Annotated in this window: 25 protein-coding genes; 8 read left to right on the plus strand and 17 right to left on the minus strand. The window is 67.7% G+C overall.

Annotation, left to right across the window (positions count from 1 at the left end; all coding sequences use genetic code 11):
• Window positions 1-117: 117 nt before the first annotated feature.
• The 3 genes from BMW75_RS02840 to fdnG are packed head-to-tail and all read right to left on the minus strand — an operon-like array spanning window position 118 to window position 4,721.
• Window positions 118-750, minus strand: coding sequence for a formate dehydrogenase subunit gamma (locus BMW75_RS02840; protein WP_092576487.1), 633 nt, complete (start codon window positions 748-750; stop codon window positions 118-120).
• Window positions 743-1,642 (minus strand): formate dehydrogenase subunit beta, encoded by a 900-nt coding sequence (gene fdxH, locus BMW75_RS02845; protein ID WP_092576489.1) that lies wholly within the window; start codon window positions 1,640-1,642, stop codon window positions 743-745. Before fdxH ends, BMW75_RS02840 begins: the two co-directional genes overlap by 8 nt.
• Window positions 1,643-1,652: 10 nt before the next feature.
• Window positions 1,653-4,721 carry a formate dehydrogenase-N subunit alpha gene (gene fdnG / locus BMW75_RS02850; RefSeq protein ID WP_139208483.1) on the minus strand — a complete coding sequence of 1,023 codons (3,069 nt, stop codon included), beginning with the start codon at window positions 4,719-4,721 and terminating at the stop codon, window positions 1,653-1,655.
• Between the two features lie 295 nt (window positions 4,722-5,016).
• Here fdnG and BMW75_RS02860 point away from each other — a divergent pair, with 295 nt between their 5' ends.
• Complete coding sequence (locus tag BMW75_RS02860) at window positions 5,017-6,561, plus strand: DUF1254 domain-containing protein (RefSeq protein WP_092576497.1); 1,545 nt, start codon at window positions 5,017-5,019, stop codon at window positions 6,559-6,561.
• A gap of 77 nt (window positions 6,562-6,638) precedes the next feature.
• Window positions 6,639-7,145: an acyl-CoA thioesterase gene (locus BMW75_RS02865; protein WP_092576500.1), complete on the plus strand. Its 507-nt coding sequence runs from the start codon at window positions 6,639-6,641 to the stop codon at window positions 7,143-7,145.
• 92 nt (window positions 7,146-7,237) lie between these two features.
• On the opposite strand, the gene BMW75_RS02870 is transcribed toward BMW75_RS02865, so the two are convergent.
• The 5 genes from BMW75_RS02870 to BMW75_RS02890 all read right to left on the minus strand — a co-directional run bounded on the left by BMW75_RS02870 (window position 7,238) and on the right by BMW75_RS02890 (window position 12,559).
• Window positions 7,238-8,245 carry a sterol desaturase family protein gene (locus tag BMW75_RS02870; RefSeq protein WP_076517588.1) on the minus strand — a complete coding sequence of 336 codons (1,008 nt, stop codon included), beginning with the start codon at window positions 8,243-8,245 and terminating at the stop codon, window positions 7,238-7,240.
• Window positions 8,246-8,247: 2 nt separating this feature from the next.
• Complete coding sequence (locus tag BMW75_RS02875) at window positions 8,248-9,012, minus strand: polysaccharide deacetylase family protein (protein WP_092577273.1); 765 nt, start codon at window positions 9,010-9,012, stop codon at window positions 8,248-8,250.
• 61 nt (window positions 9,013-9,073) lie between these two features.
• Window positions 9,074-10,054, minus strand: coding sequence for a YVTN family beta-propeller repeat protein (locus BMW75_RS02880; protein WP_175493096.1), 981 nt, complete (start codon window positions 10,052-10,054; stop codon window positions 9,074-9,076).
• A gap of 184 nt (window positions 10,055-10,238) precedes the next feature.
• Entirely contained in the window at window positions 10,239-11,087 is an 849-nt protein-coding gene (locus tag BMW75_RS02885; protein WP_092576505.1) for a DUF2950 family protein, read from the minus strand.
• Between the two features lie 23 nt (window positions 11,088-11,110).
• Entirely contained in the window at window positions 11,111-12,559 is a 1,449-nt protein-coding gene (locus tag BMW75_RS02890; RefSeq protein ID WP_092576508.1) for a DUF3300 domain-containing protein, read from the minus strand.
• A gap of 241 nt (window positions 12,560-12,800) precedes the next feature.
• Here BMW75_RS02890 and BMW75_RS02895 point away from each other — a divergent pair, with 241 nt between their 5' ends.
• Window positions 12,801-13,238: a universal stress protein gene (locus tag BMW75_RS02895; RefSeq protein ID WP_076517598.1), complete on the plus strand. Its 438-nt coding sequence runs from the start codon at window positions 12,801-12,803 to the stop codon at window positions 13,236-13,238.
• 57 nt (window positions 13,239-13,295) lie between these two features.
• Here BMW75_RS02895 and BMW75_RS02900 read toward each other — a convergent pair whose 3' ends face one another.
• From BMW75_RS02900 to BMW75_RS02915, 4 genes are all read right to left on the minus strand, one after another.
• A complete protein-coding gene (locus BMW75_RS02900) occupies window positions 13,296-14,303 on the minus strand; it encodes a 2Fe-2S iron-sulfur cluster-binding protein (protein WP_092576509.1) in 1,008 nt (335 codons plus the stop codon).
• Window positions 14,304-14,314: 11 nt separating this feature from the next.
• Entirely contained in the window at window positions 14,315-14,794 is a 480-nt protein-coding gene (locus tag BMW75_RS02905) for a GlcG/HbpS family heme-binding protein (protein ID WP_092576512.1), read from the minus strand.
• 28 nt (window positions 14,795-14,822) lie between these two features.
• Window positions 14,823-16,283, minus strand: a complete 1,461-nt coding sequence (locus BMW75_RS02910; RefSeq protein WP_092576517.1) for an aldehyde dehydrogenase family protein — start codon at window positions 16,281-16,283, stop codon at window positions 14,823-14,825.
• Window positions 16,284-16,449: 166 nt separating this feature from the next.
• Window positions 16,450-17,979, minus strand: a complete 1,530-nt coding sequence (locus BMW75_RS02915) for a hypothetical protein (protein ID WP_076517604.1) — start codon at window positions 17,977-17,979, stop codon at window positions 16,450-16,452.
• A 231-nt stretch (window positions 17,980-18,210) separates the two neighbouring features.
• On the opposite strand from BMW75_RS02915, the gene BMW75_RS02920 reads away from it, so the two are divergent.
• Together BMW75_RS02920 and BMW75_RS02925 are read left to right on the plus strand one after the other, a co-directional pair.
• A complete protein-coding gene (locus tag BMW75_RS02920; protein ID WP_092576520.1) occupies window positions 18,211-18,954 on the plus strand; it encodes a sulfite exporter TauE/SafE family protein in 744 nt (247 codons plus the stop codon).
• A 135-nt stretch (window positions 18,955-19,089) separates the two neighbouring features.
• Window positions 19,090-19,812 carry a GntR family transcriptional regulator gene (locus tag BMW75_RS02925; RefSeq protein ID WP_092576523.1) on the plus strand — a complete coding sequence of 241 codons (723 nt, stop codon included), beginning with the start codon at window positions 19,090-19,092 and terminating at the stop codon, window positions 19,810-19,812.
• A 95-nt stretch (window positions 19,813-19,907) separates the two neighbouring features.
• On the opposite strand, the gene BMW75_RS02930 is transcribed toward BMW75_RS02925, so the two are convergent.
• The 4 genes from BMW75_RS02930 to BMW75_RS02945 all read right to left on the minus strand — a co-directional run bounded on the left by BMW75_RS02930 (window position 19,908) and on the right by BMW75_RS02945 (window position 21,685).
• Window positions 19,908-20,252 (minus strand): 2Fe-2S iron-sulfur cluster-binding protein, encoded by a 345-nt coding sequence (locus BMW75_RS02930; RefSeq protein WP_076517610.1) that lies wholly within the window; start codon window positions 20,250-20,252, stop codon window positions 19,908-19,910.
• A gap of 4 nt (window positions 20,253-20,256) precedes the next feature.
• Window positions 20,257-20,583, minus strand: coding sequence for a ferredoxin (locus tag BMW75_RS02935; protein ID WP_092577276.1), 327 nt, complete (start codon window positions 20,581-20,583; stop codon window positions 20,257-20,259).
• Window positions 20,584-20,588: 5 nt separating this feature from the next.
• A complete protein-coding gene (locus tag BMW75_RS02940; RefSeq protein WP_092576526.1) occupies window positions 20,589-20,888 on the minus strand; it encodes a 2Fe-2S iron-sulfur cluster-binding protein in 300 nt (99 codons plus the stop codon).
• 65 nt (window positions 20,889-20,953) lie between these two features.
• Window positions 20,954-21,685 carry a TenA family transcriptional regulator gene (locus BMW75_RS02945; protein WP_056319353.1) on the minus strand — a complete coding sequence of 244 codons (732 nt, stop codon included), beginning with the start codon at window positions 21,683-21,685 and terminating at the stop codon, window positions 20,954-20,956.
• Between the two features lie 245 nt (window positions 21,686-21,930).
• Here BMW75_RS02945 and BMW75_RS02950 point away from each other — a divergent pair, with 245 nt between their 5' ends.
• The gene (locus BMW75_RS02950) at window positions 21,931-22,146 is read left to right on the plus strand and encodes a hypothetical protein (protein WP_076517616.1); all 216 of its coding nucleotides are present in this window, start codon (window positions 21,931-21,933) and stop codon (window positions 22,144-22,146) included.
• Between the two features lie 54 nt (window positions 22,147-22,200).
• Here BMW75_RS02950 and BMW75_RS02955 read toward each other — a convergent pair whose 3' ends face one another.
• A complete protein-coding gene (locus BMW75_RS02955) occupies window positions 22,201-22,632 on the minus strand; it encodes a ribosomal maturation YjgA family protein (RefSeq protein ID WP_092576529.1) in 432 nt (143 codons plus the stop codon).
• A 288-nt stretch (window positions 22,633-22,920) separates the two neighbouring features.
• Here BMW75_RS02955 and BMW75_RS02960 point away from each other — a divergent pair, with 288 nt between their 5' ends.
• On the plus strand, window positions 22,921-25,038 hold the full coding sequence (locus tag BMW75_RS02960) for a site-specific recombinase (protein ID WP_092576532.1): 2,118 nt from the start codon (window positions 22,921-22,923) through the stop codon (window positions 25,036-25,038).
• Between the two features lie 131 nt (window positions 25,039-25,169).
• Complete coding sequence (locus BMW75_RS02965) at window positions 25,170-26,579, plus strand: MFS transporter (RefSeq protein ID WP_092576535.1); 1,410 nt, start codon at window positions 25,170-25,172, stop codon at window positions 26,577-26,579.
• Window positions 26,580-26,699: the final 120 nt, after the last annotated feature.

Consider the following 26,699-nt stretch of genomic DNA (forward strand, 5'->3'; position numbering starts at 1 on the left):
CCAGAGAAACAAACACGGCTGCCAGCCTCCGGGGAGGATAGCAGCCGTGCGATCACGACATGCCGGCCCTGAAAAAAGGGCCGAGTGAGGCAGGGAGCTACCGCGCCGCGCGCGGGGCTACTTTTTCACCTGCTCCCGGAACCAGGCGCGATGGTGCTTCCACGCCCAGCCGGCGGTGACGTAGCCGCGCAGCATCGCCGTGAGCGACCCCTTTACCCAGATCGCCGCGTAAATATGCACAATGATCGCGCAAATCAGCACCAGCGCACAAACCGCGTGCACCACGGACGCGGCGCGGACCACCCAGATCGGGAAATAAAACGCGAAGTACTCGCGCCAGATCACGATGCCGCTGACCATCAGCCCCAGCATGCACAGCACCAGCACGAAGAACAGGAGCTTCTGGCCGGCGTTGTACTTGCCGACCTCGGGCAGCTTTTCCTCGCGGTTTTCGACCACGTCGTCGAGCTGCCTGAGCCACTGGCGGTCCGCGCGGGTCAGCAGGTTGTGGCGCCACATGTGCCCGGCGAACACCGCAAAGCAGGCGAACATCACCACCCCGATGAAGGGATGCAGGATCCGGGTCCAGGGACCGCCCCCGAAGAGGTTGGTCAGCCAGTACATGGACGGATGAAACAGCGCCAGCCCGGACAAGGCGAGCAGGATGAACGTGAGCGCGATGATCCAGTGGTTGGTGCGCTCGCCGGGCGTGTAGCGCTTGATCAGGCGATAGCGGCGGTCTTCATTCATGGCGCACCTCTTCTTCGGCCCTGCGTTCGTCTTCCTCGGTCACTTCGTTGCGGCCGACCCGCGCATAGTGGAAAAAGCCCGCCAGCGCGGTCAGCGCCATCATGGCCAGGCCCAGCGGCTTGGCCAGGCCCTTCCATAGCGACACCATGGGACTGACCCGCGGATCGGCGGGCAGCCCGTGGTAGAGCCCTGGCTGGTCGGCATGATGCAGCACGTACATGACGTGCGTGCCGCCCACGCCCGCCGGGTCGTACACCCCGGCCTGCGCAAAGCCGCGCGACTTCAGGTCCTCGACGCGCTCGGCGGCATGCTGGTGCATGTCGTCCTTGGTGCCGAAGACGATGGCGCCGGTGGGACAGGCCTTGACGCAGGCCGGCTCCATGCCAACGGCCACGCGGTCCGAGCACAGCGTGCACTTGTATGCCTTGTGGTCTTTCTTGGAAATGCGCGGCACGTTGAACGGACAGCCGGTGATGCAGTAGCCGCAACCGATGCAGTTTTCTTCGTGGAAGTCCACGATGCCGTTGTTGTACTGGACGATGGCGCCCGGCGAGGGACAGGCCTTCAGGCAGCCCGGCTCCGCGCAGTGCATGCAGCCGTCCTTGCGGATCAGCCATTCCAGGTCGCCGGCGGGATTCTCGAACTCCGAGAAGCGCATGACGGTCCAGGAATGCTCGGTGAGGTCGGCCGGGTTGTCGTAGACGCCCACGTTGACGCCGATCTCGTCGCGCAGGTCGTTCCACTCCATGCAGGCGCTCTGGCACGCCTTGCAGCCGATGCACTTGGAGACGTCGATCAGCTTGGCCACCGAGCCCGTGACGGGTTCACGGATGCCGGGCGGCGGCGTGGTGGTGGCGGAGCGCCGCTTGATGTCTAGGGATTGCATGGACATGTCGGTTCTCCTATACCTTTTCGACCTTCACCAGGAACGACTTGAATTCCGGCGTCTGGGAATTGCCGTCGCCCACGAATGGCGTCAGGGTGTTGGCAAGGAAGCCCGGCCGGGCGATGCCCACGAAGCCCCAGTGGATGGGAATGCCGACCTGGTGCACCGTCTTGCCCTCGACGGTGAGCGGACGGATCCGCTTGGTGACGAGCGCCACGGCCTTGATGTAGCCGCGGTTGGACGTCACCTTGACGCGCGATCCGTTGGGGATGCCCAGTTCCTTGGCCAGCGCCTCGCCGATCTCCACGAATTGCTCGGGCTGGAGAATGGAGGTGATGCGGACATTCTTGGTCCAGTAATGGAAGTGCTCGGTCAGGCGGTACGTGGTGGCCACGTAGGGGAAGTTCTCGACCGTGCCCATCGCCGCGAGGTCATCCTTGAAGATGCGCGCTGCCGGATTGCTGGTGACGCCCTTGGCCTTCGGGTACAGCGGGTTATAGCCCAGCGGGTTTTCGAAGGGCTCGTAGTGTTCCGGGAACGGCCCTTCGGCCAGGCCCGCCCGCGCAAAGAAGCGCGCCACGCCTTCGGGGTTCATGATGAACGGCCCCATGCCGCCAGCCGGGTTTTCGTCGCCCTTGAAGTCGGGGATGTCGGCGCCGGCCCAGATCTTGCCGTTCCAGGCGATGAGCTGGCGCCGCGGATCGAACGGCTTGCCTTCGAGGTCGCACGAGGCGCGGTTGTACAGGACGCGGCGGTTGGCCGGCCACGCCCAGGCCCAGTTCAGGGTCTGGCCGATGCCGGTGGGGTCGCTGTTGTCGCGGCGCGCCATGAGGTTGCCGCTGGGACTCCAGGCCCCGGCGAAGATCCAGCAGCCGCTGGCGGTGGACCCGTCGTCGCGAAGCTCGGCAAAGCCCGCGAGCTGCTCGCCGCCGCGGCGCATGATCTTCGTGGGGTCCTTGGGATCGGCAAGGTCCACCAGCGCACGGCCCGTGTATTCCTTGGCCAACTCCTCGGCCGTCGGGTTCTGCGGGTTGGAATACGGCCACGACAGGTTGACGATGGGATCAGGATACTTGCCGCCTTCGTCCTGGTACATCTTGCGCAGGCGCGTGAACAGCAGCGCCATGATCTCGATGTCGCTCTTGGCTTCGCCCGGGGGCTCGGCGCCCTTCCAGTGCCACTGCAGCCAGCGGCCGGAATTGACCAGCGCGCCGTCTTCCTCGGCGAAACAGGTGGTGGGCAGGCGGAAGACCTCGGTCTGGATCTTGGACGGATCCACGTCGTTGGCTTCGCCGGCATTGCGCCAGAACTCCGAGGTCTCGGTGACCAGCGGGTCCATGATGACCAGGAACTTGAGCTTGGCGAAGCCATCGTTCAGCTTGCCCTTGTTGGGCGCGGCGGCCAGCGGGTTGAAGCCCTGGGCGATGTAGCCGTTCATCTTGCCCTGCACCATGAGCTCGTAGACCTGCAGCATGTCGTAGAGCTTGTCCAGCTTGGGCAGGTAGTCGAACGCCCAGTTGTTCTCGGCCGTGGCCGCGCCGCCCCACCAGGCCTTCATCAGGCTGACGTGGAACTTGTGATAGTTCTGCCAGTAGCTGAGCTGGTTGGGACGCAGCGGCTTGAGCGTGCGCGTGTCGATGTACTTGGCGTAGTCCTGCTCCGGCTCGTTGGGCAGCGTCATGTAGCCCGGCAGCAGGTTCGACATCAAGCCCAGGTCGGTCAGGCCCTGGATGTTCGAGTGCCCGCGCAGCGCATTCATGCCGCCGCCGGCGATGCCGATGTTGCCCAGCAGCAGCTGCACCATCGCGCCGGTGCGGATCATCTGCGAACCGATGGAGTGCTGCGTCCAGCCGAGCGCGTAGAGGATGGTGGCGGCGCGGTTGGGCGCGGCCGTGGACGCCAGCAGGTCGCACACGGTCAGGAACTTGTCCTTGGGCGTGCCGCAGACGCGTTCGACCATGTCGGCCGTGTAGCGCGCATAGTGCTTCTTGAGCAGTTGGTAGACCGTGCGCGGATGCTGCAGCGTGGGGTCGGTCTTGACGTAGCCGTCCTCGCCGCGCTCGTAGTCCCAGGATTGCTTGTCGTAGGTGCGCTTTTCGGCGTTGTAGCCCGAGTACAGCCCCGCATCGAACGCGAAATCCTCGCGCACGAGGAACGAAAAGTCGGTGTAGTTGCGCACGTACTCGTGCTGGATCTTGTCGTGATCCAACAGGTACTTGATGACGCCACCCAGGAAGATGATGTCGGTGCCGGTGCGTATGGGCGCGTAGAAGTCCGCCACGGATGCCGAGCGCGTGAAGCGCGGATCCACGACGATCAGCTTGGCCTTGTTATGGGCCTTGGCTTCGGTGACCCATTTGAAGCCGCACGGGTGCGCCTCGGCGGCATTGCCGCCCATGATCAAAACAATGTCCGCGTTCTTGATGTCGACCCAATGGTTCGTCATCGCTCCACGGCCAAACGTCGGGGCAAGACCTGCCACCGTCGGGCCATGTCAGACACGGGCTTGGTTATCGAATGCCAGCATCCCCATGCTGCGCACGGTCTTGTGCGTGATGTAGCCGACCTCGTTGCTGCTTGCCGAGGCCGCCAGCATGCCGGTGGTGACCCACCGGTTGACGGTCTTGCCGTCCGCGGTCTTCTCGACGAAGTTCGCGTCGCGGTCGGCCTTCATGAGCTTGGTGATGCGGGTGAGGGCTTCGTCCCAGGACATCCGCACCCACTTGTCCGAACCGGGCGCCCGGTATTCCGGGTACTTCAGGCGGTTGGGACTGTGGATGAAGTCGATCAGGGCCGCGCCCTTCGGACAGAGGGTGCCGCGGTTGACGGGGTGGTCGGGGTCGCCTTCGATGTGCATGATGCTGGCGCGCGCGTTCTTCGAGCCATCGCCCAGGCCGTACATCAGCAAACCACAGGACACCGAACAGTAGGGACAGGTGTTGCGCGTTTCTGTCATGCGCGCAAGCTTGAACTGGCGCACTTCGGCCATGGCCGTACCGGGGGCTACCCCCAGCATGGCCAGGCTGGAGCCTGCCAGGGTTGCACCGGTCACCTTGAAGAACTGGCGGCGATTCATGTTGACCATGAAGCACTCCTCTCCGGGTGTATGAAGGAAGCGGGAATTTCCTGGACGAAAAGCCCCACGACTTCCAAGGGAATTTGAGCAAGTATAGGCCTACGAATTGGGCGCGTCATGCTGCGCGCAGCGCGCGGTTTTGGCGTCGGTCCGAGATTTGGCGCGTAAATGCGCCTTCTTCGCGGAATTTGCGGCACTGCAGCGCTGCTACGATGGCCGGCGGCCGCGGTGTTCCCGTCGGCCCCGTCCGCGCGCGGCCCACGCTGCCGCCTTTCATTTGTTCCGCATGACCGTTGGAGCGCCGATGCGCCGCCTTGCCCCCCTGGCCCTGTTGCTGGCCGCCGCCCACTTCGCCCTGATGCCGCCGGGCACCGCCCAGGCGGCGCCCGCCAAGCCGACGCCGGCCGCCGCCGCGACCGAGGCGGCCCAGCAGGCGGCGATGGAAGGCTATCTGTATTTCTACCCGCTGGTCACCATGGACCTGACCCGGCGCCAGTTCACCCACCCGGCGCGCGGACAGGCTGGCGCGCCGGCCAACACGTTCCTGCATGGGCGCACCTTGCCGCGCGCGGGCGACGCCGCGCCGTGGGCCAATCCCGACATGCTGCGCAGCACGGGCTGGGTCGACCTGACGGCCGGGCCCGTCGTGCTGTCCGTGCCCGACACGCAGGGCCGGCGCTACACGCTGACGCTGCTGGACATGTGGACGGACGTGTTCGCCACGCTGGGCTCGCGCAGCACCGGCACGGCCAAGGGTAATACCGCCATCGTGCCGCCGGGCTGGCGCGGCGTGCTGCCCTCCGGCATGGCGCGCATCGACGCGCCCACGGTCCACGTCTGGGCCAGGACACTGATCCAGGCCGACGGCCCCGCGGACCTGGCCGCGGCCAACGCGCTGCAGGACGGTTTCGTCCTGACGCCGCTGGCGCAGTGGAACCTGCCCGCGCAGGCGCCGCGGTCGAAGGCCGACCCGTCGCTGGATCTGAACATTCCGGTGCGCGAGCAGGTGGACGCGATGCCGACCGACGCGTTCTTCACCTACGCCGCGGAATTGCTGCGCAAGCACCCGCCGCACGCCACGGACCAGCCGGTGCTGGCCCTGCTGCGGCGCGTGGGGCTGGTGCCCGGCAGGCCCTTCGATTTCGACAAGCTCGATCATTCCGCCAAGCAGGGAATGCGCCGCGGCGTGCGCGCGGCGCGCGAACGGATGGAGGCCGCGGCCGGCCAGTCGTTGCGCGGCGCGAACGGCTGGTTGCGGGAGACGGCCAGCGTCGGCGTCTACGGCAACGCATGGCTGCAGCGCGCGCTTGCCGCGCAGGCGCAGCCGGGCAGCGGCCTGCCGGAAGACCTGACCGTGCTGGTGCTGGCCGCCGACAGCGATGGTGCCCTGCTGGACGGCGCGCACCGCTATACGCTGCATTTCGACGGCGACCAGGTGCCCGGCGCGGGCGCGCTGTGGTCGCTGGCTGCCTATGACGCCCAGGGCATGCCCGTGCCCAATCCGGTCGACCGCCACGCGCTCGGCAGCCGCAACCCGCTGCGCTATAACGCGGACGGCTCGCTGGACCTGATCTTCAGCCACGCCGCGCCGCCGCCCGAGGACCAGTCCAACTGGCTTCCCATCCCCGGGGCCGGTCCGGTGGGCATGCTGCTGCGCGTCTACGCGCCGGGCCCGGCGGTGCTGGACGGCTTGTGGACGCCGCCCGCCGTGCGCCGCGACGTCCCCGAGGCGGCCGCGCAGGCGGATGAGGCGGCCCAGGCCGAGGGCGGAGCCGCCCCGCGGGCGGCGGACGCGACGCCCGCGGCCGCCACGTCGGATCCGGTTGCGCCGCCCGCCAAGAAACCCTGAAAGGCGCGCCGCTTAAGGCCTCATGTCAGCCGCCAGCCGCTACCATAGACGTTTTATTCACGAACGAGCCGCCCGCCATGGACGACGCCTTTAGCCACCAATTGTCGATGACCATCCTGATGACGCCGGACATGGCGAACTTCTCAGGAAACGTACACGGCGGAACCATCCTCAAGTATCTGGACCAGGTGGCCTACGCCTGTGCCAGCCGGTACGCCGGCCAATATGTCGTGACCCTGTCGGTCGATCAGGTGGTGTTCCGCGAACCGATCCACGTGGGCGAGCTGGTGACGTTTCTGGCGGCGGTGAACTACACCGGCCGCACGTCGATGGAAATCGGCATCAAGGTGGTCACCGAAGACATCCGCAAGAAGCTGGTGCGCCACACCAACAGCTGCTATTTCACGATGGTGGCGGTGGACGACAACGGCGCCCCGACCGCGGTGCCGCCGCTGGAACCCCGCACGCTGGAAGAAAAACAGCGCTTCAAGGCGGCCGGACTGCGGCGCGAGCTGCGCCAGGAAATGGAACGCCGGCACGACGAAATCAAGCGCGAAACCACGCACGACGCGCCCGGCGCCTGACGGCCCCATCGCGGCCCCATCGCGGCCGGCAAGCCGCCCTCCGGCCCGCGCCAGATTCCCCCGCCTTCAGGACACCCTGCGGCGGGGGTTTTTCATGCGCGCTCCACGCCGGCCGGCGGCGCGGGCGGCGCGGCGGCGGGCTCGCGGTCGCGGCCAACCATGCGCTTGAGGCCCAGCCATTGCTGCGACCAGAAGCCCTGGCCGTAGTCGCGCGCGCCCAGTTCGGCCTGCTGGTCATGGATGCCGGTCGGGCCGTAGCCCACGCCGAAGCGCGCGGTGCGGAACAGCACGTCCCAGATCGGAAACAGCGCGGCGAAGTTGTAGCCGCCGACCGGGCCCGGCGACGAGGCGTCGTAGGCGATGGAATGGTGGTGCCGGTGAAAGCGCGGGCTGACCAGCAGGCGTTCGCCCAACGCGCCGAAATGCATGCGCAGGTTGGCATGCGAGAAGCTCTGCGCAAGCTGGGTGATGGCGACCACCATCACGAACTGCGCCGGCGGCACGCCCACGAGCTGCGACACGAATACGACGAGCACGTCGCGCAGCATGTCGTCCAGCAGATGGTTGCGATCGTCGCTCCAGATGGTCATCTGGCGCTGGCTGTGATGCACGGCATGCAGCGCCCAGAGCCAGCCGTAGCGGTGCTGCGCGCGATGGTAGAAGTAGTCGACCGCGTCGAACAGCAGCAGGTAGATGATGAGGCTGACCCACGCCTTGTCGGTCACGCCAGGCCAGTACTGGTCCAGCTGGAACGGCGCAAAGCCCCACACGTGCAACTGGCCGAAGATGCTGTCCCAGAACGGATCAATGGTGAAGAACAGCAGGAGCCGGAACGCGCCCAGGCGGTGGATCAGCGTGTACAGCACGTCGATGCCGATCTGGCGGCGGTCGGTCACCGGCTCCACGGGCCGCAGGCGCTGCAGGGGGCCGAAGACCAGCACCAGCACCGCGACCTGCAACAGCCCCACCAGCAGCCACATGGTGGCGTCGTAGCCGTCTTCGATGAAGTTGCTCATGCCCAGGTGGAACAGCGCGGGCTGAATCGCCGTCTCGAAGAGCCATTGCTGGCAGTCCCCGAAGAGTTGGCTAAGCGTATCCATGTTCAGTGATGCGTGGCGATCCAGTCGCGATAGGCCGGATGGGTGTTCAAGGTAGCGAAACAATAGCCCTTGCGCTGCAAACCTTCAATCAGCGGTTCCAGCACGGCGGGCGCCCAGGGATCCTGGCGCGACCAGATGCCCAGGTGCGCCAGCAGGATGTCGCCGGGCTTGATGGTGCGCAGCGCCTGGTCCAGCAGTTTGGCGTTGGGGTATTTGTCGCTGGGCAGCTCGTCGCCCAGGAACCCGGCCGGCGACCAGCCCACGTGCTCGAAGCCGCAGGCCTTGGCCGCCTTGAGCAGCGCGGGCGAGGTCTTGCCGCCCGGCGCGCGGTACAGCGGCAGCATGTCCTTGCCCGTCATCTGGTGGAACCGGGCCACCGGACGCTTGATCTCGGCGCAGTACTGCTCGGCCGTCCATTCGGCGCGCTTGCCGGCGTCCGGGCCGGCGCTGGGCTTGACGCGGAACTTGCCGCCGGGCAGGTCGCCCTGCCAGTAGACGTGGTCGTAGGTGTGCGAGGCAAAGGCGTGGCCTTCGGCGGCGCGCGCCTTCCACCAGGGCGCCCACACGTCGTCCAGGCTGGCGCCGTCGGTCAGCGTGCGTTCGTTGGCCAGAAAGAAGGTGACCTTGACCTGGTGGCGCTTCAGCACGTCGGCGATCAGCGGCGCCACGCCCATGTGGCCGGTGTCGAAGGTCAGGTACACCGGCTTGTCGCAGGTGGCGGGCGGCGGGGCCGCGCCGACGGCCGAGGCCGACAGCGCGAGGCACAGGACCGCGCCGGCACGGGCGCGCCAGGGCGCGGGCCGGCGCGTGCGCGCGGCGTGCGGACGGCTACCGGGTCGGCGCATGATTCAGCGTCCAGACGCCATGGGGCGACTTGCCCACCGGCACCTGATTGACGACCTTTTTCTGTTCCAGGTCCACCACGGTGAGCTTGCGCGCCCAGCGCGAAGTCACCAGCAGCGTCTTGCCGTCGGCCAGCACGTCCATGCAGTCCGGGCCGCCGGGCACCGGGAAGGTATCCACGACAGTGAGCGTCTGCAGGTCGATGCGGCTGATGGAATTGGCGGTGCGGTTGCTGACGAACAGGTGGCGGTGGTCGCCCTGCGCGCGGAAGGCGTGCGCGCCCGCCGCGGTCTGGATGCGCTTGACCAGCTTGGCCGGGCCGTTGCTGACGTCGTAGGCTTCGACGTAGGAGTCGCCGGTCAGCGCCACCAGCAGCGTCTTCTGGTCGGGCGTCAGGAACACGTCGGCGGGCGTTTTGCCCACTGGCACCGTCCACTTGGGCGTCTGCGTGGCCAGGTCGATGGCGATGAGCTGGTCGCTGTCCTGCAGCGTGACGTAGGCCGTCGTGCTGTGCTTGTCGATCATGATGTGGCTGGGCGTCTTGCCCGCCTGGATGCGCTTGACCAGCGTGAGGTCAAAGCCCTTTTCCAGCGGCTTCCAGGCATAGATGTCGATGTGGTCCAGGCGGTTGGCCGCCGTGACGAACCACTTCATGTCCGGCGAAAACTGCAACTGGTAGGGATCGACGATACCCGTCAGCGTGCGCTGCACGTCGCCCGTCTTGGGATCCATCAGGGTGATGGTGTCGCCGGTGGCGTTGGCCACCATGAGCGACTTTTCGTCGGGCGTCAGGTAAAGGTGGTGCGGCTCCTTGCCGGTGGGCACCCGTCGCAGCTCCTTGTAGGTGGCCGGGTCGATGATGCTGACGTTGGCGTCCAGGGAATTGAGGACAAAGATCGGGGCGGAAGCCGCCGCGGCGCTAAGCGCCATCCCCACGCCGAAAACGGCGCAGCGGACGAAATGCATGGGGTTCAATTTGAGGATCCGGCAAGGAGAAAACGGGCGGGCGCCCGATGCTCGCCATTTTAGGCACAGCCGCCTGACAAAAGGGCCACGCGCGGGGCGCGTCGGCGGCTTTGGCGACAAACGCATACGCCTGTTGCGACCCAGCAACAGGCGCGCGGAAAACGCGCCATACGGCCCCGAAAACCTACTTCGCGGGCATGGGCTGGCCGCTGGCGTCGACCCAGTTTCCGTCGCGCAGGTCACCCTCTCGCAAGGCCGCGGCGCGCGTCGCGGAAGACGGCCCCAGATCGCTTTCCAGCACGCCGCCTTCGGGGCCGACCACGAAGGTGCCGATCCCCGTCTGGCCGTAGCGCGCGGGCCAGGCGACGATCCGGTACGCGTTGCCTGCCGCGTCCGGAATGACCTTGTAGCGATAACCGAAATAGGCATCGTCCGCCGGCACGTCCGGCCCCATCGCCAGGGCATCCGGGCCGAAGGCTTGCGGCGGCGCGTCGGGCAGCTCGGGCCAGTACAGGCCATCGCGCTCGCCGGGGCGGCTGACCAGCCGCATCGCGTAACGTCCCTGCCCGACGCCCTGCCGATAGCGGGTCTGCGCGGCCTGAAGTTCCTGCAGGGTTTCGATGGCGGTCAATTCGTTGCGGTCGATGGCGCGACGCCGGATCTCCGCCTTGCCCGTCACTGGGTCGAAACGCCATCCCTGGCCGGCGCGCACGAGCGGCACCGGCAGCGTCCATCCGGAATCGCCCACCGCCACCCAGGAGCGCCCGTCGTCGGCGACGATCTCGTGCTTGCGCACCCACGCCGCCAGATAGCGGTAGATGTCTTCCTGGTCGACGCCCCCCGGCACGAGCTGCCGGTGGTTCGGCCCCAGCACCTTTCTCAGGGCATCGACGTCATTCAAGGCCAGCGCGTCCGTGAACGCCTGCGCCGCCGCCTGGGCGCTGGGATAGACGGCCTGCGACCAGGCCGGGGCCGCGACACCGAGCGCCAGCGCCGACGCGGCGCACAGCACGCGCAAACGAGCAATCGTCATGGGAACTCCGCTGTTCATGGTGCTTATCTCCGGCCGCCGCCGCCCCGGCCGCCGCCACCGCCGCCGCGGCTCGGCGCACCGCCTCCGCGATGCGGCGCGCTGGCGCCGGTGCTGCGGTGGGGGGCTGCGCCCCGGCTCACGTCACTGCGCTGGTTCTGCTGCCGCATGCGGTTGCCGTCGCCCGCGCCGCTCAGGGCGTTGCTGGTGTTGGTGGCGCGCGCCCGGTCGCGCGCGGCGGCCTCGTCGGCGCGCTGGCGCTGCGCCGCGGCCTGGCGGTCGTGTGTCGATACGCTGGAGGCGCGGTCCGGCTGGCGGTCCTGCGTCGAGACGCCGGAAGACCGGTTCTGCTGCCGGTCCTGCGTGGACACGCCCGCGCCGCGGTCACGGGCGCCCTGGCCGCCCTGTGGGCCTTGGCCTTGCGCGCGGCCCGCCGCCCCGTCGCCCCGACCGCCCTGCTGCCCGCGGGCGCCTGCGTCCCCGCCGTGTCCGGCGATCGGCTGGCCGGTGCGCCCTTCGAAAGACTGCGCGGCGCGCTCGCGCGCCGCATCGCGCGAACCCGCCGCGGCGGCACCTTGCCCCGCCTGCGCGCGGTTCTGCAAGCCGGCCTGCCGCTGGCTGTCGAACCGCTGGCGGCTGGCCTGGTCGGCATACGGCGCATTGCCGCGATTGGCGGCGTTGTGCTGCCACGTGGACCGGTTGTTGTTGACGTTGGTGCGGTCCAGGCGATTGTTGACGTTGATGTTGTTGTAGCGATCCACGTCGATGTCGATGTCGCCGCGTCCCCAATCGGCATCGCCCCACATCGAATTGATCGCCGCGACCCCCAGCCCGAACCCGATGCCGGCGACCAGCGAAGTCGCGAACATCGACCCCGGCGGCGGCGGGTAGTAATAAGGGGGATACGAGGGATACGCCCAGGTGCCGTAGACCACCGTGGGGTTGTAGCTGGGCACGTAGACCACCTGCGGATCGGCCGGCTCGATCACCACGACGGTCTTCTCGTTCTGGGTGGTGGTCTTGACCGTCTGCTCCGGCGTGGTTTTCAGGTTGCCAGCCTTCTGGGCCTGCGTTCGCAGCCGCTGGACGGAATCCATGACGGCTTCCGGCTGCGCGAGAAAGGCATCGCCGACGGATTTCACCCAGGTCGGTTCGCGTCCCATCATGTCCATGACCGACGGGAAGGCAACGAGCGACTTGACGCTGGGATCCCAGGATTCGGACTCGACCGCCCTGACGGCGTCGTCGCCGGACTGCGAGCTGTGCGCGGCCGACCATTTGGCGGCCGCCGCGATGTCGTCCGGGTAGGTCGACCCCATGAGGATCTGCGACAGCAGCGCATCCGGGTACAGCGCCACGGGCGCCATCAGCTGGTCCAGCTGCGCGTTGCTCAGCTTGGTCTGCGCCCAGGCGGGAAAACAGACGGACAGCCCCAGGCAGATCAGGCCGATGAACCACGTTTGCACTCGCCGCATTTCCGTTCTCCGCAAGCAAAGCATCAGCCACAAGCCAGGAGGGAACCGCCGGATCTCGCAAAGACAATATATGCCTAACCCCACCGGTTTGGAAGCGCCGGCGCAGTGCGCCTTGCCTGCGCTTTTCGGACTACGCCTCGCGGCGGACGAGACCGCCGCAGGCAGACTGGATTGCGCCCACGGCCGGGCCTATACTGGATTCGCCGTTGCTGGACAGTCCTTTTCCTAAAGGAGAGGCAACATGTACAGGCACTTGCTCATCGCCGTGGACGGTTCGTTGCTGTCGGAATCGGCATTCAAGCGCGCGCTCGTCTTCGCCAAGGAAATGGGCGCCACCCTCACCCTGCTGCGGGCCATCCCGGAAGACCATCTGCTGGTGTATCAAGCCGAGATGCTGGGCTCCACCGAAGGGCATTACACCGACCAGGCACGCAAGAACGCGCAGGCGTATCTGGAAGGGCTGGAGGCCGAGGCGCGGCACGCGCTCGTGCCCTGCGAGGCCATCGTCACGGTCAACGACCACCCGCACGAGGCCATTGTCGATACGGCGCAAAAGCTGGGGTGCGACCTGATCGTGATGGGATCGCACGGGCGTCACGGCATGACCGGATTCCTGCTGGGCAGCGAGACGCAGCGCGTGCTGGCCCGCACGCGGTTGCCGGTGCTGGTGTACCGCTAGGGACGCAGGGCGCGCTGCAAGCGCCAGGTCCGCGATGTCCGTGGCCGGCGGGCCGGGTCAGGCCGCCGCCAGTTCGTGCTGGAAGGTGAAGCTGTCCGCATACATGTGGTCCAGGCTGGCGCCGCGCTCGGCCAGCAGGTGCTTGGCCTGCCGGATCATCTCGGGCGCGCCGCACAGGTAGAAGGCATGCTCCGACAGGTCCTGGTGATCTTCCAGGACGGCGTGCTGCACGTAGCCGCGTCGACCCGTCCACGCCTGGCCCGCGCGCGACAGCACCGGCACGAAATTGAATTCATACAGGCGGCCGGCCCAGCGCGCGATCTCGTCGCGCAGGTACAGGTCGGCTTCGGTGCGCATGCCCCAATACAGCGTGACGGGCGGGCAGTCCTCGTTGTCCAGCAGGGATTCGAGGATGGCCTTGATCGGCGCGATGCCGGTGCCCGTGGCCATCATGATGAGCGGGCGCCAATCTTCCTCGTGATAGCTGAAAACGCCCAGCGGCGCTTCGATTTCCACCGGCGCGCCCGCGCCCGCCTGTCCCAGCCACTGGTCCGTGCAGCGCCCGCCCGGAATGCGCCGGATGTGGAAGTCGATCAGGTTGCCGGCAGGCGCCGAGGCCATGGAGAAGCTGCGCGTCGCGCCGTCCGGGAGGACGACGTTCATGTACTGGCCCGGCGCGTAGTCCAGGCCTTCGCCGGGCAGGGCCAGCGTCAGATGGATGACGTCGTCGCAATAGGCCTGGATGCGATGGATCGTCGCGGGGATGCGGCGCGGCTCGGGGAACGCCTGCCGGCTGCTGGCGACGCTGATGCACAGGTCGCCCGTCGGGCGGGCCTGGCACGCCAGCGCGTAGCCCTGTTCGGCCTCTTCGGGGGTGAGCGCCATGGGGAACTCGTCGTAGCGCACGGCGCCGGACGCGAGCTTGATGCGGCAGGTGCCGCAGCCGCCGAAGGTGCATTCGTGCGGCAGCTTCACCGCCGACCGCTGCGCGCCTTCCAGCACGGATTCGCCCGCTTCGACCTCGAACGCCTCGTCGGTTTCCAGGATGTGCACGCGGTATGCCATGGCGCCCTCGCTTATTTCTTGATGTCCGCTTCGACCAGCACCTTCATGCCGCGCGGTTCCAGCAGCTCGGCCAGCGCGGCCAGCGCCGCCAGGCCGGCTTTGGTGTCCTGCTCTCCGTTGCCGCCGCTCAGGCCCACGCCGCCGATCACTTCGCCGTTGACGACGATGGGAAAGCCGCCCACGAATACGGCGAACTTGCCGTCAAAGCTCCACTGGATGCCGAAGGCTTCGTTGCCGGGCAGCGCCGGGCCGTTGGGCGGGGTGTTGAACAGGTGCGTCGAGCGCTTGTGCCCCGCCGCGGTGAAGGCCTTGTTCCAGGCGATCTGCGGGCCCGTGATGCGCGCGCCGTCCATGCGTTCGAGCGCGATCGGATAGCCGCCGTCGTCCACGACGCAGATCGATTCCAGGACGCCGATTTCCTGCGACTTGGCGATGGCGGCGCGCACCATGACGCGCGCTTCTTCGAGTTCCAGGCGATAGATCTGTTTCATTGCAAAGCCTCTGGTGGTGGGTTGGCCGTCAGCCGGCGCGGTAGACGGTCTTGATCTGCGTATAGAACTCCAGGCCCACGCGGCCCGATTCGCGGAACGTGGACGTGCTGGAGTGTTTCAGGCCGCCGAACGGCGCATTGATGAGGTTGCCGGTGGTGGTGCGGTTGATCTTGACCGTGCCGGCCTGGATGTCCCGCGCGAAGCGGTGCGCATACCGCGCATCGGTGGTGGCGATGGCGGCCGACAGCCCGTATTCCGTGTCGTTGGCCTGCGCGATGGCGTCCTCATAGCCGTCGACTTCGATCAAGGCGATGACCGGCCCGAAGATCTCCTCGCGCGCGATGCGCATTTTCTGGGTCACGCAGGCAAACAGCGCTGGCGTGACGTAATAGCCGCGGTCAATGCCCGGCCCCGTCAGGCGGTCTCCGCCGTGCAGGTGCGTGGCCTCCTGCTTGCCCAGTTCGATGTAGCCCAGCACATTGTCGAGCTGCCGGGCGGTCGCCAGGGGCCCCAGGTCGAAGTTGCCTTCCAGGCCGTTGCCGATGGTCAGCGTGCGGATTCTGGCCAGCAGCTTGTCCGTGTAGGCCTGGCTGACCTTGCGGTCGACCAGCACGCGGCTGGTGCCGGTGCAGGCCTGGCCGCTGAGCGAAAAGCCGCCCTTGACCGCCAGGTCCACCGCGCGGTCCAGGTCGGCGTCGGCCAGCACGATCAGCGGATTCTTGCCGCCCAGTTCCATCTGGGTGCGGGTGGTCAGGCCCGCCGTCCGGTGGATCTGCTCGCCGGCCGCGGTGGAGCCGGTGAACGAAATGGCGCGCACCTGGCTGGCGGCGGTGATGGCCTGGCCCACCGCGCCGGCGGGGCCGGTCAGGAAGTTCAGCACGCCTGGGGGCAGGCCGGCCTGCACGAAGGCTTCCGTCAGACGGTAGCCCGACAGCGGCGCGTCCGACGACGGCTTGAACACCACCGTGTTGCCCGTGATCAGGGCCGGCGCGATCTTGCGCGCGGGGATGGAGATGGGGAAGTTCCACGGGGAGATCACCGTCACCACGCCGAGCGGCTCGCGCTGGCTGTAGACGATCATGTCCGGATCGTCGTTGGCGAAGGTTTCGCCCGTGAAGGACTGGCCCTCGACGGCGTAGAAGCGGATCGTCTGGGCGGACCGCAGGACTTCGTCCTTGGCGAGGTTCAGGCCCTTGCCCTCTTCGCGGGTCAGTTCGCGCGCGATGGCGTCGGCCTGGTCTTCCAGGTGCTGGGCCGCGCGGAACAGGATGGCGGCCCGCTTGGAGATCGGCATGTCGCGCCACGCGGCGAAGGCTGCGTCGGCCGCCCGGACCGCCTGCGCCGCGTCCTCGGCGTCCGACACCTGAAACAGTCCGACCACGTCGCGGGTGTCGGCCGGGTTGAGGTTCGGGGCGGTTTTTCCCGTGCCGCTGGGCATCCAGTTGCCGCCGATGTAGTTCATGAACACGTGCTGCGAGAGATCTTCCACGGGAGCGCTTCCTTGGTCGGGGCCGGCGTGGCCGGAGTGAGGCGTCTGAGCCAGGTTCAGAACATTGTATACTTTAATCACTTTGCGACGATCGGTGGAAACCCCACCCGCGCATCCAGCGAAAAGGCTCCCTCCCGGGAGCCTTACGCCTGGGAGGCCGGCGCCATCAACTCCAGATGAGCACCGCGCAGATGGTCGACACGGACAGGGCCAGCAGCACCGGCAGCAGGAGGGCGCGGACCAGGGACAACACGTTCACCCGCGCAAAGCCCGCCACCGCGATCAGCGAGGACCAGGCGATCAGCGTGCCGCCTCCCGTCCACACGGCGCCCATCTGGCCGACCGCCGCCAGCGTGGCGGGGTCCACGCCCACCACCGGGCCGAGGGCGCCGGACAGCGTGCCGGTCAGCGGCAGGCCGGCAAAACCCGAGCCGTCGATGCCGGTGATCATGCCGACGAGCAGCACGCCGAACGCGACCAGGAAGTGGTTTTCGGGGATCAGGTGCTGCGCGGCCGAGATCACCTCGAACAGCAGCCCGGGCGCCTGCGCCGCGGGCACGCCCAGGATCTGCGCGGCCGTCTCGTTCGCGCCCACGAAGAAGAAACCGGCGATCGGCAGCACGGAGCCCATGGCCTTGAAGGCGAAGACAAAGCCGTCCGTGACGTGTTCCGGACAGACGTCCAGCATCTTGCGCGGGCCTTCGGCCGCCAGCGTCACCAGCATCATCACCACGAAGGCGACGCCGCCCACCAGCGCCGCCGCGTCGCCGCCGCGCAACGCGGGCAGGGACGGGAACAGCCGGGGCAGCACCATCACGCCGATCACCGCCAGAAAGGCCAGCGGCGTCACCACCGCGAAAACCTTGGACCAGCGGATGCGGCGCGCTTCCTCGCCCAGCGCCGGGCCGTCGGGCAGCGCGGGGTCCGCGCCCATGGTGCCGCGGGCGAGCTCCGCCTTGTCGAAGGAGCCGGCCTGTTCGATCCGGGCCAGGCTGCCATCCTGGGCGCGCGCCTGCCAGGCCGACAGCAGCGCGGCATCGGCGGGAACGATCTGGCGGCGAACCAGCAGGTACGCCGCCGTCAGCGCGATGGCGCCGGTGATCAGGGACAACACCAGCGCGCGGTCGGCCACCACCGCCGCGCTGACCGCCGCGCCGGCCGCCTTGGCGCTGATGCTGGGCGCCACGCCGATCACATAGTCCGAGGACAGGGCCATGCCCTGGCCGGCGATCGCGATGGCCATAGCGCCGGCCAGCGGCGGCAGTCCCGCTGCGATGGCGGCCGGCAGCAGGATGGCGGACACCAGCGGCACCGCGGGGGTCGGCCAGAAGAACAGCGAGATCACATACGTACAGAGGGCGATGATCAGGAAGGACGAATGCCCGCCGCGCATGATGCGGCGAAAGGGTTGGACCATGCGCACGTCCGCCTGCAGCGTCTTGAGCGAATTGAGCAGGGCCGTCATGAAAGTGATGACCAGGAAGATGTTGAACAGCTCCTTGGCCGCGACGAAGCTGGCGGAAAAAATGCCGATCAGCGCGCTGATCGGATTGCCCGTGATCGCCAGCACGACCAGGAACGTGCCGATGACGGATGGCACCACCACATTGGCCCGCAGGATCATCGTCAGGATGATGGCGGCGACGCTGATCAGGTACATCCAATGAGCGGCATTGAGCACGACGTCGGATTGCATGCGCTATTCCCCTTGTATATGGGTGGCTGTTGGGTCGCCACCATCGGTATACTATATTTCGTTTGCAGGCATACCAACCGAAATATGCATCGCCTAGGGAAAGCGATAGGGCCAGAAATGGCCTGAATAACGGCTTAAAAACAGGGGTTTACCCTGATTTGTCGGGAATTTGCGGGCGCAGCGTGATTTCATGGATAGACTATCGTATACATAATTGACTTGTGACGCCGCATGCTGTCTACGTTGGCTTTTCCCGACCTGTGGCATTACGCCGCCATGGCGGCCGTGGTGTTCGGCGCCGCGGTGGCGCAGGGCGTGGGCGGCGTGGGCTTTGCCATGTTTGCCGCGCCCGTGGCGGCCATGTTCTTTCCCCAGCTCGCGCCCGGCCCGCTCCTGACCCTGGGCGGCTTCATTTCCCTGCTGACCGCGCTGCGCGAACGGGCCGCCATCGACTGGCCGGCCGTCTCGTATGCCCTGGCCGGGCGCGCCGTGGGGACCCTGATCGCGATCTATGCCATGGCGCGTTTCGCGCCGCAGGCGCTAGGCGTGCTGTTCGCCTGCATGATCCTGATCGCGGTGGCGCTGAGCGTGGCCGGACTGCGGTTTTCCGCCACGCCCGGTCGCGTGTCGGGCGCGGGCGTGGCCTCCGGGATCATGGGCACGATGACCTCGGTGGGCGCGCCGCCCATCGCGATCGTGCTGCAGCATGCGGCCCCGGCGCGGTTGCGCGCCACGCTGGGGATGGTGCTGTTCCTGGGTTCGATCTTTTCGCTTGCGATGCTGGCGCTGGCCAAGCGCTACACCGGTTACCACGCCGGACTGGCGCTCAGCCTGGCGCCTTTCCTGCTGGCCGGCTTCGCGGTCTCCAACCGGCTGCGCACCCTGCTGCCGCCCCGCGCCGTGCGCGGCGTGCTGCTCGCGGCCTGCGCCATGGGCGCGGTGGGGGTGCTGGTGAAAGCCTTCTGGACGCAGTGAAGCCTGGATGCCTGACCTGATGCCTGACCTGATGCCTGACCATCTGCCTCGCCTGATGCCCGCCGCCGCCCGCGACGACCGGCTACACCCGGTAATACAATGGCGACTGTATCCATTACGCCAAATCTGCTCGCCATGACAACTTCTCCCGTCAGCACGCAAGCCGTAGAGACGCAGCACTCCGCCTCGCTGAAGATCGGCGAGCAGCATCCGCAGCTGTTTGCCGTCATCCGCGACAAGCTGCGCGAGCGCATCCTCAGCGGCGAATTCACGCCCGGCGACCGCCTGGTGGAGGGCCGCTTATCCGAGGAGATGGGCGTCTCGCGCATTCCGGTGCGCGAGGCGTTGCGTGCGCTGGCCGCCGAAGGCCTGGTCACGATCGAGCCGCGCCGTGGCGCTTCCGTGTCGGTGCTTTCCGACGCGGTTGCCTATGACATGGTGGAGGTTCGCGCCACGCTGGAAGGGCTGAACGCCAAGCTGGCGGCGCAGCGCCGCGACGAAAAGACCGTGGAACGCCTGCAGGCGTTTCTGCGCGAAGGCACGGAAGCGGCGCGCGACGAGCAACTGGACAAGTTCCTGGCGCTCAATTCTGAGTTCCACGAAATGCTGGCCACGATCGGCGGCAATGTGGTGCTGACCGATCTGATGCGTTCGCTGCGCGACCGCACCGCCCTGCTGTTCGCGCCCAGCAACATGCGGCGCGCCAAGCAGAATTGGGACGAGCATTCCCAGATCCTGAACGCCGTCATTGCCGGCAACGGCGATCTGGCGGCGCTGCTGGCCAGCCAGCACGTGCATAACGCCGCCAAGGCGTATACCGAGGCGCAGCAGCCGCCGCAACAGGCCTCGGTGGCCTGAGGCCGTACCGGCGGATCGGCCGGCCGCCGGTTGCGCCGGCCGCCGGTTGCGCCGACCGCCGGATACGCCGGCCGCTGGTTATGCGCCGGCCGTCGTCAGGTCGCGGCGGCTTCCACCGGGCCCGGCGCGGCGCCAACCACGATGCCCTTGCCGTTCTGCACTACCCACGACACCTTGACGTCGCCATTGACGAAGGTCTGGCAGGCCATGCGGTAACCGGCCTCGAAATCCTCCGGCCGCAGGTGCTTGCGCTCCTTGGGCTTGATGGCGTCGGTGTTTTCCAGCCCCTCTTCGATCCGGCACTTGCACGTGCCGCACAGGCCGCCCCCGCATTTGAACGGGATGCCGCCCTTTTCCTTGAGCGATACCCGCAGCAGGTTGCTGTTCTCCGGCGCGGTGGCGACCTTGCCGCCATTGGAAATGAACGTGATCTGAACCATGGTTTCAGTGCTCCGTGGCGACGGCGTTGGACCGCAGCGTCAGCGTCGATTCCATGCTGCCAAAACGCGTCAGGTGCGCCAGTTCCTTGCGGGCGGCGTCCACCGACGCGAACTTCTCCAGGAACTTGGACGGCACGTGATTGACCACGTAAGGCGGCGTCTCCTCGGTGACGACCAGCTTGATGTCGCGGTGCAGGCAGGCAATGCTGAAGACCGCGAGCGCGCGCCCGTAGAAGACGTAGTCGTAGGTTTCGATGATGTCCGCCCCGTCCCCCGCCTCGGTGCGAAAGACGCCCGGCTTGGAGGTCAGGATCACATAGGTCGATGCCATGGCCGTCATGCCTCCAGGTCCTGGACCAGTTCGATGTCGCGATTGAGCCAGAGCTGGCAGGCCAGCCGGTACCCCTGGTCGATGCGGTCGCCGAGCTGCTTTTTTTCCTTCCAGTTCACCGGCGGCAGATGCTCGGCCCCGGCGATGATCCGGCAGGCGCACTTGGCGCATTTGCCCATGCCGCATTCGTAGCGCAGGTGCGGAAACGGAAACTGCTTGATGCCGGCCCGCACCACCAGGTTGGTGTTGTCCTTCACCACATCGGTGTAGGTCTGGCCGCCTTTATGAAACACAACGGTAGGCATGAGGTCTTCATCCAGGGTCTGCGATGCGGCCGCCGCCCGGCACGGGCCGGGCGGCGTGGCGGAAATCAGGCGGCAAGGCCCAGTTCGGGCAGCTTGATTTCGTCCTGCACGTAGTCGGTGTAGAGGGCCGTGGTGTAGAGCAGCCGCATCTGCGCGCCGATCTCGCAGATCTTCAGGCAGCGCTGCTGCAGGTCAACCGTGTTGGCGTGTTCCAGCACGATCTGGTAGCCGCGTTCGCCGTGGATCTCGTCGGACACGATGTGCAGATCGAAGAACTCCACTTCCTCGTCGGTGAAGCCGTACTTCTCGCGCAAGGTCGGCGTCTGTTTGCGGTAGATGGACGGCACCTGCGATTCCAGGCCCACCACCAGGCCGGCCACCGCCACGATCGGATCCTCGCGCATGGCCACGGCGTAACACCAGCTTTGCAGCGCGCGCGTGGTGGGCGACATGTTGTCCGGATTGGTGACCCGTTCACGGGTGGTGCCGCAGGCTTCGGCAAAGCGGATCAGCAGGTCGGTGTGGCGGTCGCCCCCGATCTCCTCTTCGTACATGTTGGCCAGCAGGAAGTCCTTGGCCTCGGTGTAGGTGTCCGGCGTGCGGGCGTACAGGTAGCCCAGGTAATCGGCGAAGGGGCCGACGTAGTGATAGTGGTTCTCGGCCCAGCGCGACAGGTGCTCGCGGCTGAGCTTGCCTTCGGCCCATGCAATCGAAAAGGGCGACGCGTTGGCGCTCTTGCCCTTGATCGCGTTTTCCAACGCGGTGCGGAATTCATCTCGGTTCATCAGTTCTGCCATGGCGCGCTCCAGGTCCGGTGGGAAGAAATTCCAGGCCTGTGGCAGCCCGGGATTGATGAACATTGTATACCGTCTACTGTTTTGATCTGCTAGGGCTATCCCGGAGTGAAGCTGCCCAAAGAGGGACGCACCAGCAATATCAGGCACTTGGCGCGGTTAGCGGGAGCGGGGCGCAACGAGGCGGCTGGACCGTGCCGCGGCAAGGACGTACAATGAATACACTTTCACTGCAATACGGACATACCATGAACACCCGCCATCCCCTCGGCGACGCCCCGATCGGCCAACAGCTTCTGGTCCACTACGCCCGCCGCGACGCCGTGCGGCACGCGACGCCCCTGTTTCCGTCGTCCTGGGCCGAATTGCTGGCGCCGTTCCGCAATGCCCGCCTGCGGCCGCTGCGCGCAGCCGCGCCCGCCGGTCGTGCGCAACGCGACGACACGGTCTGCCAGGCGGGTTGATCCGGAGCGGACGCCCAGGCACGGAGCCGGGCTGAGCGGGACAGGCGGGGCTTGCTAGCGCCTTGCGCGCAGGCTGACCTGCAGCCGCGCATCCCGCTGCGCCGCGCTGCGTTGGCGGCGCGCATTGCCGCCGGCCAGCAGCAGCACGACGGCGAATCCCACGGTGTACGCCAGCACGTCCCACCAGTCCGGCACGCTGCCGAACACGACGCGCAAAATCGGCTGTTCGATTGTCCAGCCGGACTGACGGGCGAGGTACTGGCCCAATTCCACCGCATAGCCCGACAACAGCGCCGCGACCGCCAGCGGCAGCACGCCCGCGCGGATGAAACTGCGATACAGCAGGTAGGCCCAGCCCACGGCGACGGCGTCGCCCACGAAACCGCGCAGGAAGGGATAGGGCGCGCCGACGGTGGCGATCAGGGCCAGCACCGCGGTGACGGCCAGCAGGGCGGCGAATGCGCGCCCATTGAAATTCAGGGTCATTTGAATCAGCAAACGTAAATGGTGCAACAGGGCCCCGTTCGGCGCCGCGCGGCGCCGGGCCGGCCACGGCGGCCGCAGCCGCGCGCAAACGTGCGGACCGCCGTGCAGCCCGCGCCCCCGGCCCGTAACAAGGCCAGCGCGCAGGTTACCGGAAAAGCGCCGGCCGCCTCCAACGCCGCAAGGCTTGGGCGTACCATTGAGCGGCCCGGACCACGCTCAATATGGGCGAAGCGCTGGGCTTTTCATTGCGCCGCAATCCCGAATCCCGATGAAACGCGAGGCCCGACCATGCTTACCTCACTCTGGCGCAACTGGCGGGCCTCGCGGCGGGCAGGGCTGCAGCTCGACCTGATCCTGGCCAATGCCGACCCGCAGGCGCCGCTGGCGGACCGGAACCTCTGGCTGGCGGACGTCTTTGGCTGGCTGAACCGGTCCGTCCAACGGCCGCCCCGTCAGAACGAAAACAACGATGAGGACCAGGACGGGGACGGCAACGATCCCCGCCACGCGCGCCTGCGCTACCTGCTACAGGTGCTGGAAAACAACCCCGAGGTCGCGGGCCGCGCCGCGGCGACGCTGCGCTCGGTGCTTGCCGACAACGATGCCACCGCGCTGCTGTGCGACACCGGCGTCGCGTCGCGTCCCGGTTTCTGGGGCGAATTCTGGCGCCGTGTGGTGGCCTGGATGTTGCCGCCGCCCCCGAACCGCGGCGACATGGCGGGCCTGTTCACGCGCGTCTTTCGCCGACCGGACTACGCGGCGTGGATGGAATCGCTGGACGACGCGACGCTGGCGCGCATCCGCGCGCTGGTGCGCCGGGAAGGCGGCGACGCATCTAGCAACGCATCGCGCGACCCATCATCCGCCCCATCTTCCGACGCCCTCTTCCTGCGCCTTGAACAGACCCTGATCCGCAGCATGCAGGTGCTGGTCAGCCAGGTGCGCGCGGTCGGGCTGGGCCAGGATATCCGCTCGCGCCTGCCGGGGCCCGTGGACGAGACGCCCTTCTTCACGCTGGAGGCCGCGGCCTCGGCGCTTTTTGACAGCCCGCCGGGCACGCCGCGCGACGTCCTGGGGCAGCGGCTGAATGTGTTCCGCGCCTTGCTGGACGACTGCCGGGCCGCCGGGGACGCCGTGTACGAAGAGCTCAAGCGCAACGGCGTGGCGGTCGACGTGGTCTACCAGATCGAGAGCATGAAGCTGCGCGTGGCGCGCATCGAGCTGCTGCTGGGCGTGTGGATCGACCCCACGCAGCGCCACCGGTACGTGCACCTGATCGCCGAACTGATCCGGTCCACCCAGGCGCGCGGCAGCATCCGCCACCTGGCGGCCTCCTCGTTCGCCCACCTGGCCCGCCGCGTGATGGACCGCAGCGCGGAAACCGGCGAACACTACATCGCCCGCGACTCGCTGGAATACCTGGACATGCTGAAGGCGTCGCTGGGCGGCGGCTTCATCGTGGCGTTCACGGTCTACCTGAAGTTCTTCATCGTCTCGCTGCACCTGGACAAGTTCCTCGAAGGGCTGCTCAATGCGCTGAACTACGCGGGCAGCTTTCTCGTGATCCAGTTCGCGCATTTCACGCTGGCCACCAAGCAGCCGGCCATGACGGGCCCGGCGCTCGCCCGCCGGCTCGACGCCGCCTACACCCCGGACGGCCGCGAGGCCTTCGTGGACGACACGCTGGCGATGTTGCGCTCGAACGCCGCGGCGATCCTGGGCAACCTGGCCGTGGTGCTGCCGCTGGCCTGGGCGATCCAGTGGACAGCCATGCGCGTGGCGGGGCATCCCCTGATCGACGCCGACAAGGCGCAGGACACGCTGCATTCGCTGTCGTTCTGGGGGCCCACGCCGCTCTATGCGGCCCTGACGGGCGCGCTGATCTGGCTGTCCAGCCTGATCGCCGGCTGGGCCGACAACTGGTTCGCGCTGCATCGCGTGCATGACGTGATGGCCTACGGCCGCCGCACGCGCCGGCTGCTGGGCGAGCGCGGGGCCGTGCGCTGGGCGGGCTTCTGGGAGCGCAACGTCTCGCAGATCGCGGCCAACGTGTCGCTGGGCCTGATGCTGGGCCTGCTGCCGGCCCTGGTGGACGCCCTGGGATCGACCCTGGAAGTGCGGCACGTGTCGCTGAGCGCTGGCCAGATCGCCGCCGCGGTGGCCACGCTGGGCTGGGATCTCGTGCATACGCAGGTGTTCTGGCTGGCGGTGGCGGGCACCGCGGCGACGGGCGCGCTGAACGTGATCGTGAGCTTCGCGCTCGCCTTCAATGTGGCGCTCGCCTCGCGCGACATGCGCCGCGACGACCGCGTCTCGCTGACGGCTGGCGTGCGCCGCCGCATCCTGCGGCGGCCGGCGTCGCTGTTCTGGCCGGTCAAGCCGCGGCCCGCGCCCGCGCAGTCCTAGCGCGGGGCGGGGGGGCCAAGTTCCTCCCGCCCCGCCGCGGCCGGCGCCGGGGCGAAATCCGTAGCCGCATTAGAATCAGTCCCTACGATTCCGGACTTTCCGTCCGGACGCCCTCGCAGCGCAGCCCATTCATGCTCTCGTTCTCCCGCAGCACCGTCTATCCGGCCGGGGTCGGCCTGCCCGCCGCCGAACGGCTGGGCGCCCTGGTGGCTGTCATGCTGGCGGTCTGCATGGCCAGCCTGGACACGGCCATCGCCAACACCGCGCTGCCGACCATCGCGCGCGACCTGCAGGCCAGCGAGGCCGGCTCCATCTGGGTCATCAGCGGCTATCAGCTTGCGATGGTGGCCGGGCTGCTGCCAGCGGCGGCGCTGGGTGAAATCCTGGGGCACCGGCGGGTCTACATCGTCGGGCTGGCGGTGTTCACCCTGTCTTCGCTGGCCAGCGGCCTGGCGCCGTCGCTGCCCATGCTGGTGGCCACGCGCATCCTGCAGGGGCTGGGCGCGGCGGGCGTGATGAGCGTGAACGGCGCGCTCCTGCGTTTCATCTATCCCTCGCACATGCTGGGCCGCGGCCTGGGGCTCAATGCCATGGTGGTGGGCCTGTCCTTCGCCGGCGGACCGACGGTGGCGTCGGCCATCCTGCTGCTGGGGTCCTGGCACTGGCTGTTCCTGGTCAATTTCCCCATCGGCATCCTGGCCGCGATCCTGGCCCTGCGGGGCCTGCCCGACACCACGCGGGCGCGGCACGGCTTTGACGGCATGGCCGCGCTGCTGTGCGCCATGACGCTGGGACTGCTGGTGCTGGCGACGAACGAACTCGCGCACGGCGCGCCGTGGCCGCGCGTGGCGCTGGAAGGCGGCGTGGCGGCGGTCAGCCTGTGGCTGCTGATGCGGCGCCAAGCCGGCCATCCCGCGCCCATCCTGGCGGTGGACCTGCTGCGCCGCCCGCTCTTCGCGCTGTCGGCGGCGACCGCGGTGTGCGCCTTCGCCGCCCAGGCCCTGGCGTTTATCTCGCTGCCATTCCTGTTCCAGTCCGTGCTGGGCTACACGCAGGTTGAAACGGGCTTCCTCATCACGCCCTGGCCGGTGGTGGTGGCCTTCATGGCGCCGATCGCGGGCCGCCTGTCGGACACGTATCCGGCCGGCATGCTGGGCGGGGTGGGCCTGGCCCTGCTGGCCCTGGGCATGGCGCTGCTGGCGCTGCTGCCCGCCGATCCGTCGATATTGGATATTTCGTGGCGCATGGCGATCTGCGGCGCCGGTTTCGGCTTTTTCCAGTCGCCCAATCTGCGCGCCATCATGACTTCCGCGCCGGCGTCGCGGGCCGGCGGCGCGAGCGGCATGATCGGAACGGTGCGCCTGCTGGGGCAGGCGAGCGGCGCGGCCCTGGTCGCCGCCTGCTTCAACGTGTCGACCACGCACGGCGCCGTCGCCGCGTTGTGGCTGGGCGGCCTGTGCGCCGGCCTCGCGTGTATCGCCAGCTTTGCGCGCCTGCGTTTCGACGCGAGCGAACCGGTGCAGACGCCGACCTCGCGCTGACCCAGGCTGCCGGGGACGGTCCCCCTTTCCCGGGGCTTTACCGGGGCTTTCCCGCGGTGTTACGCAACAATATTGCCGTTCATATCGAAATATTCGAAACGTCTTTCGACATATTCGTAA

The organism is Achromobacter sp. NFACC18-2 (assembly GCF_900108985.1).
Taxonomy (GTDB): Bacteria; Pseudomonadota; Gammaproteobacteria; order Burkholderiales; family Burkholderiaceae_B; genus Achromobacter.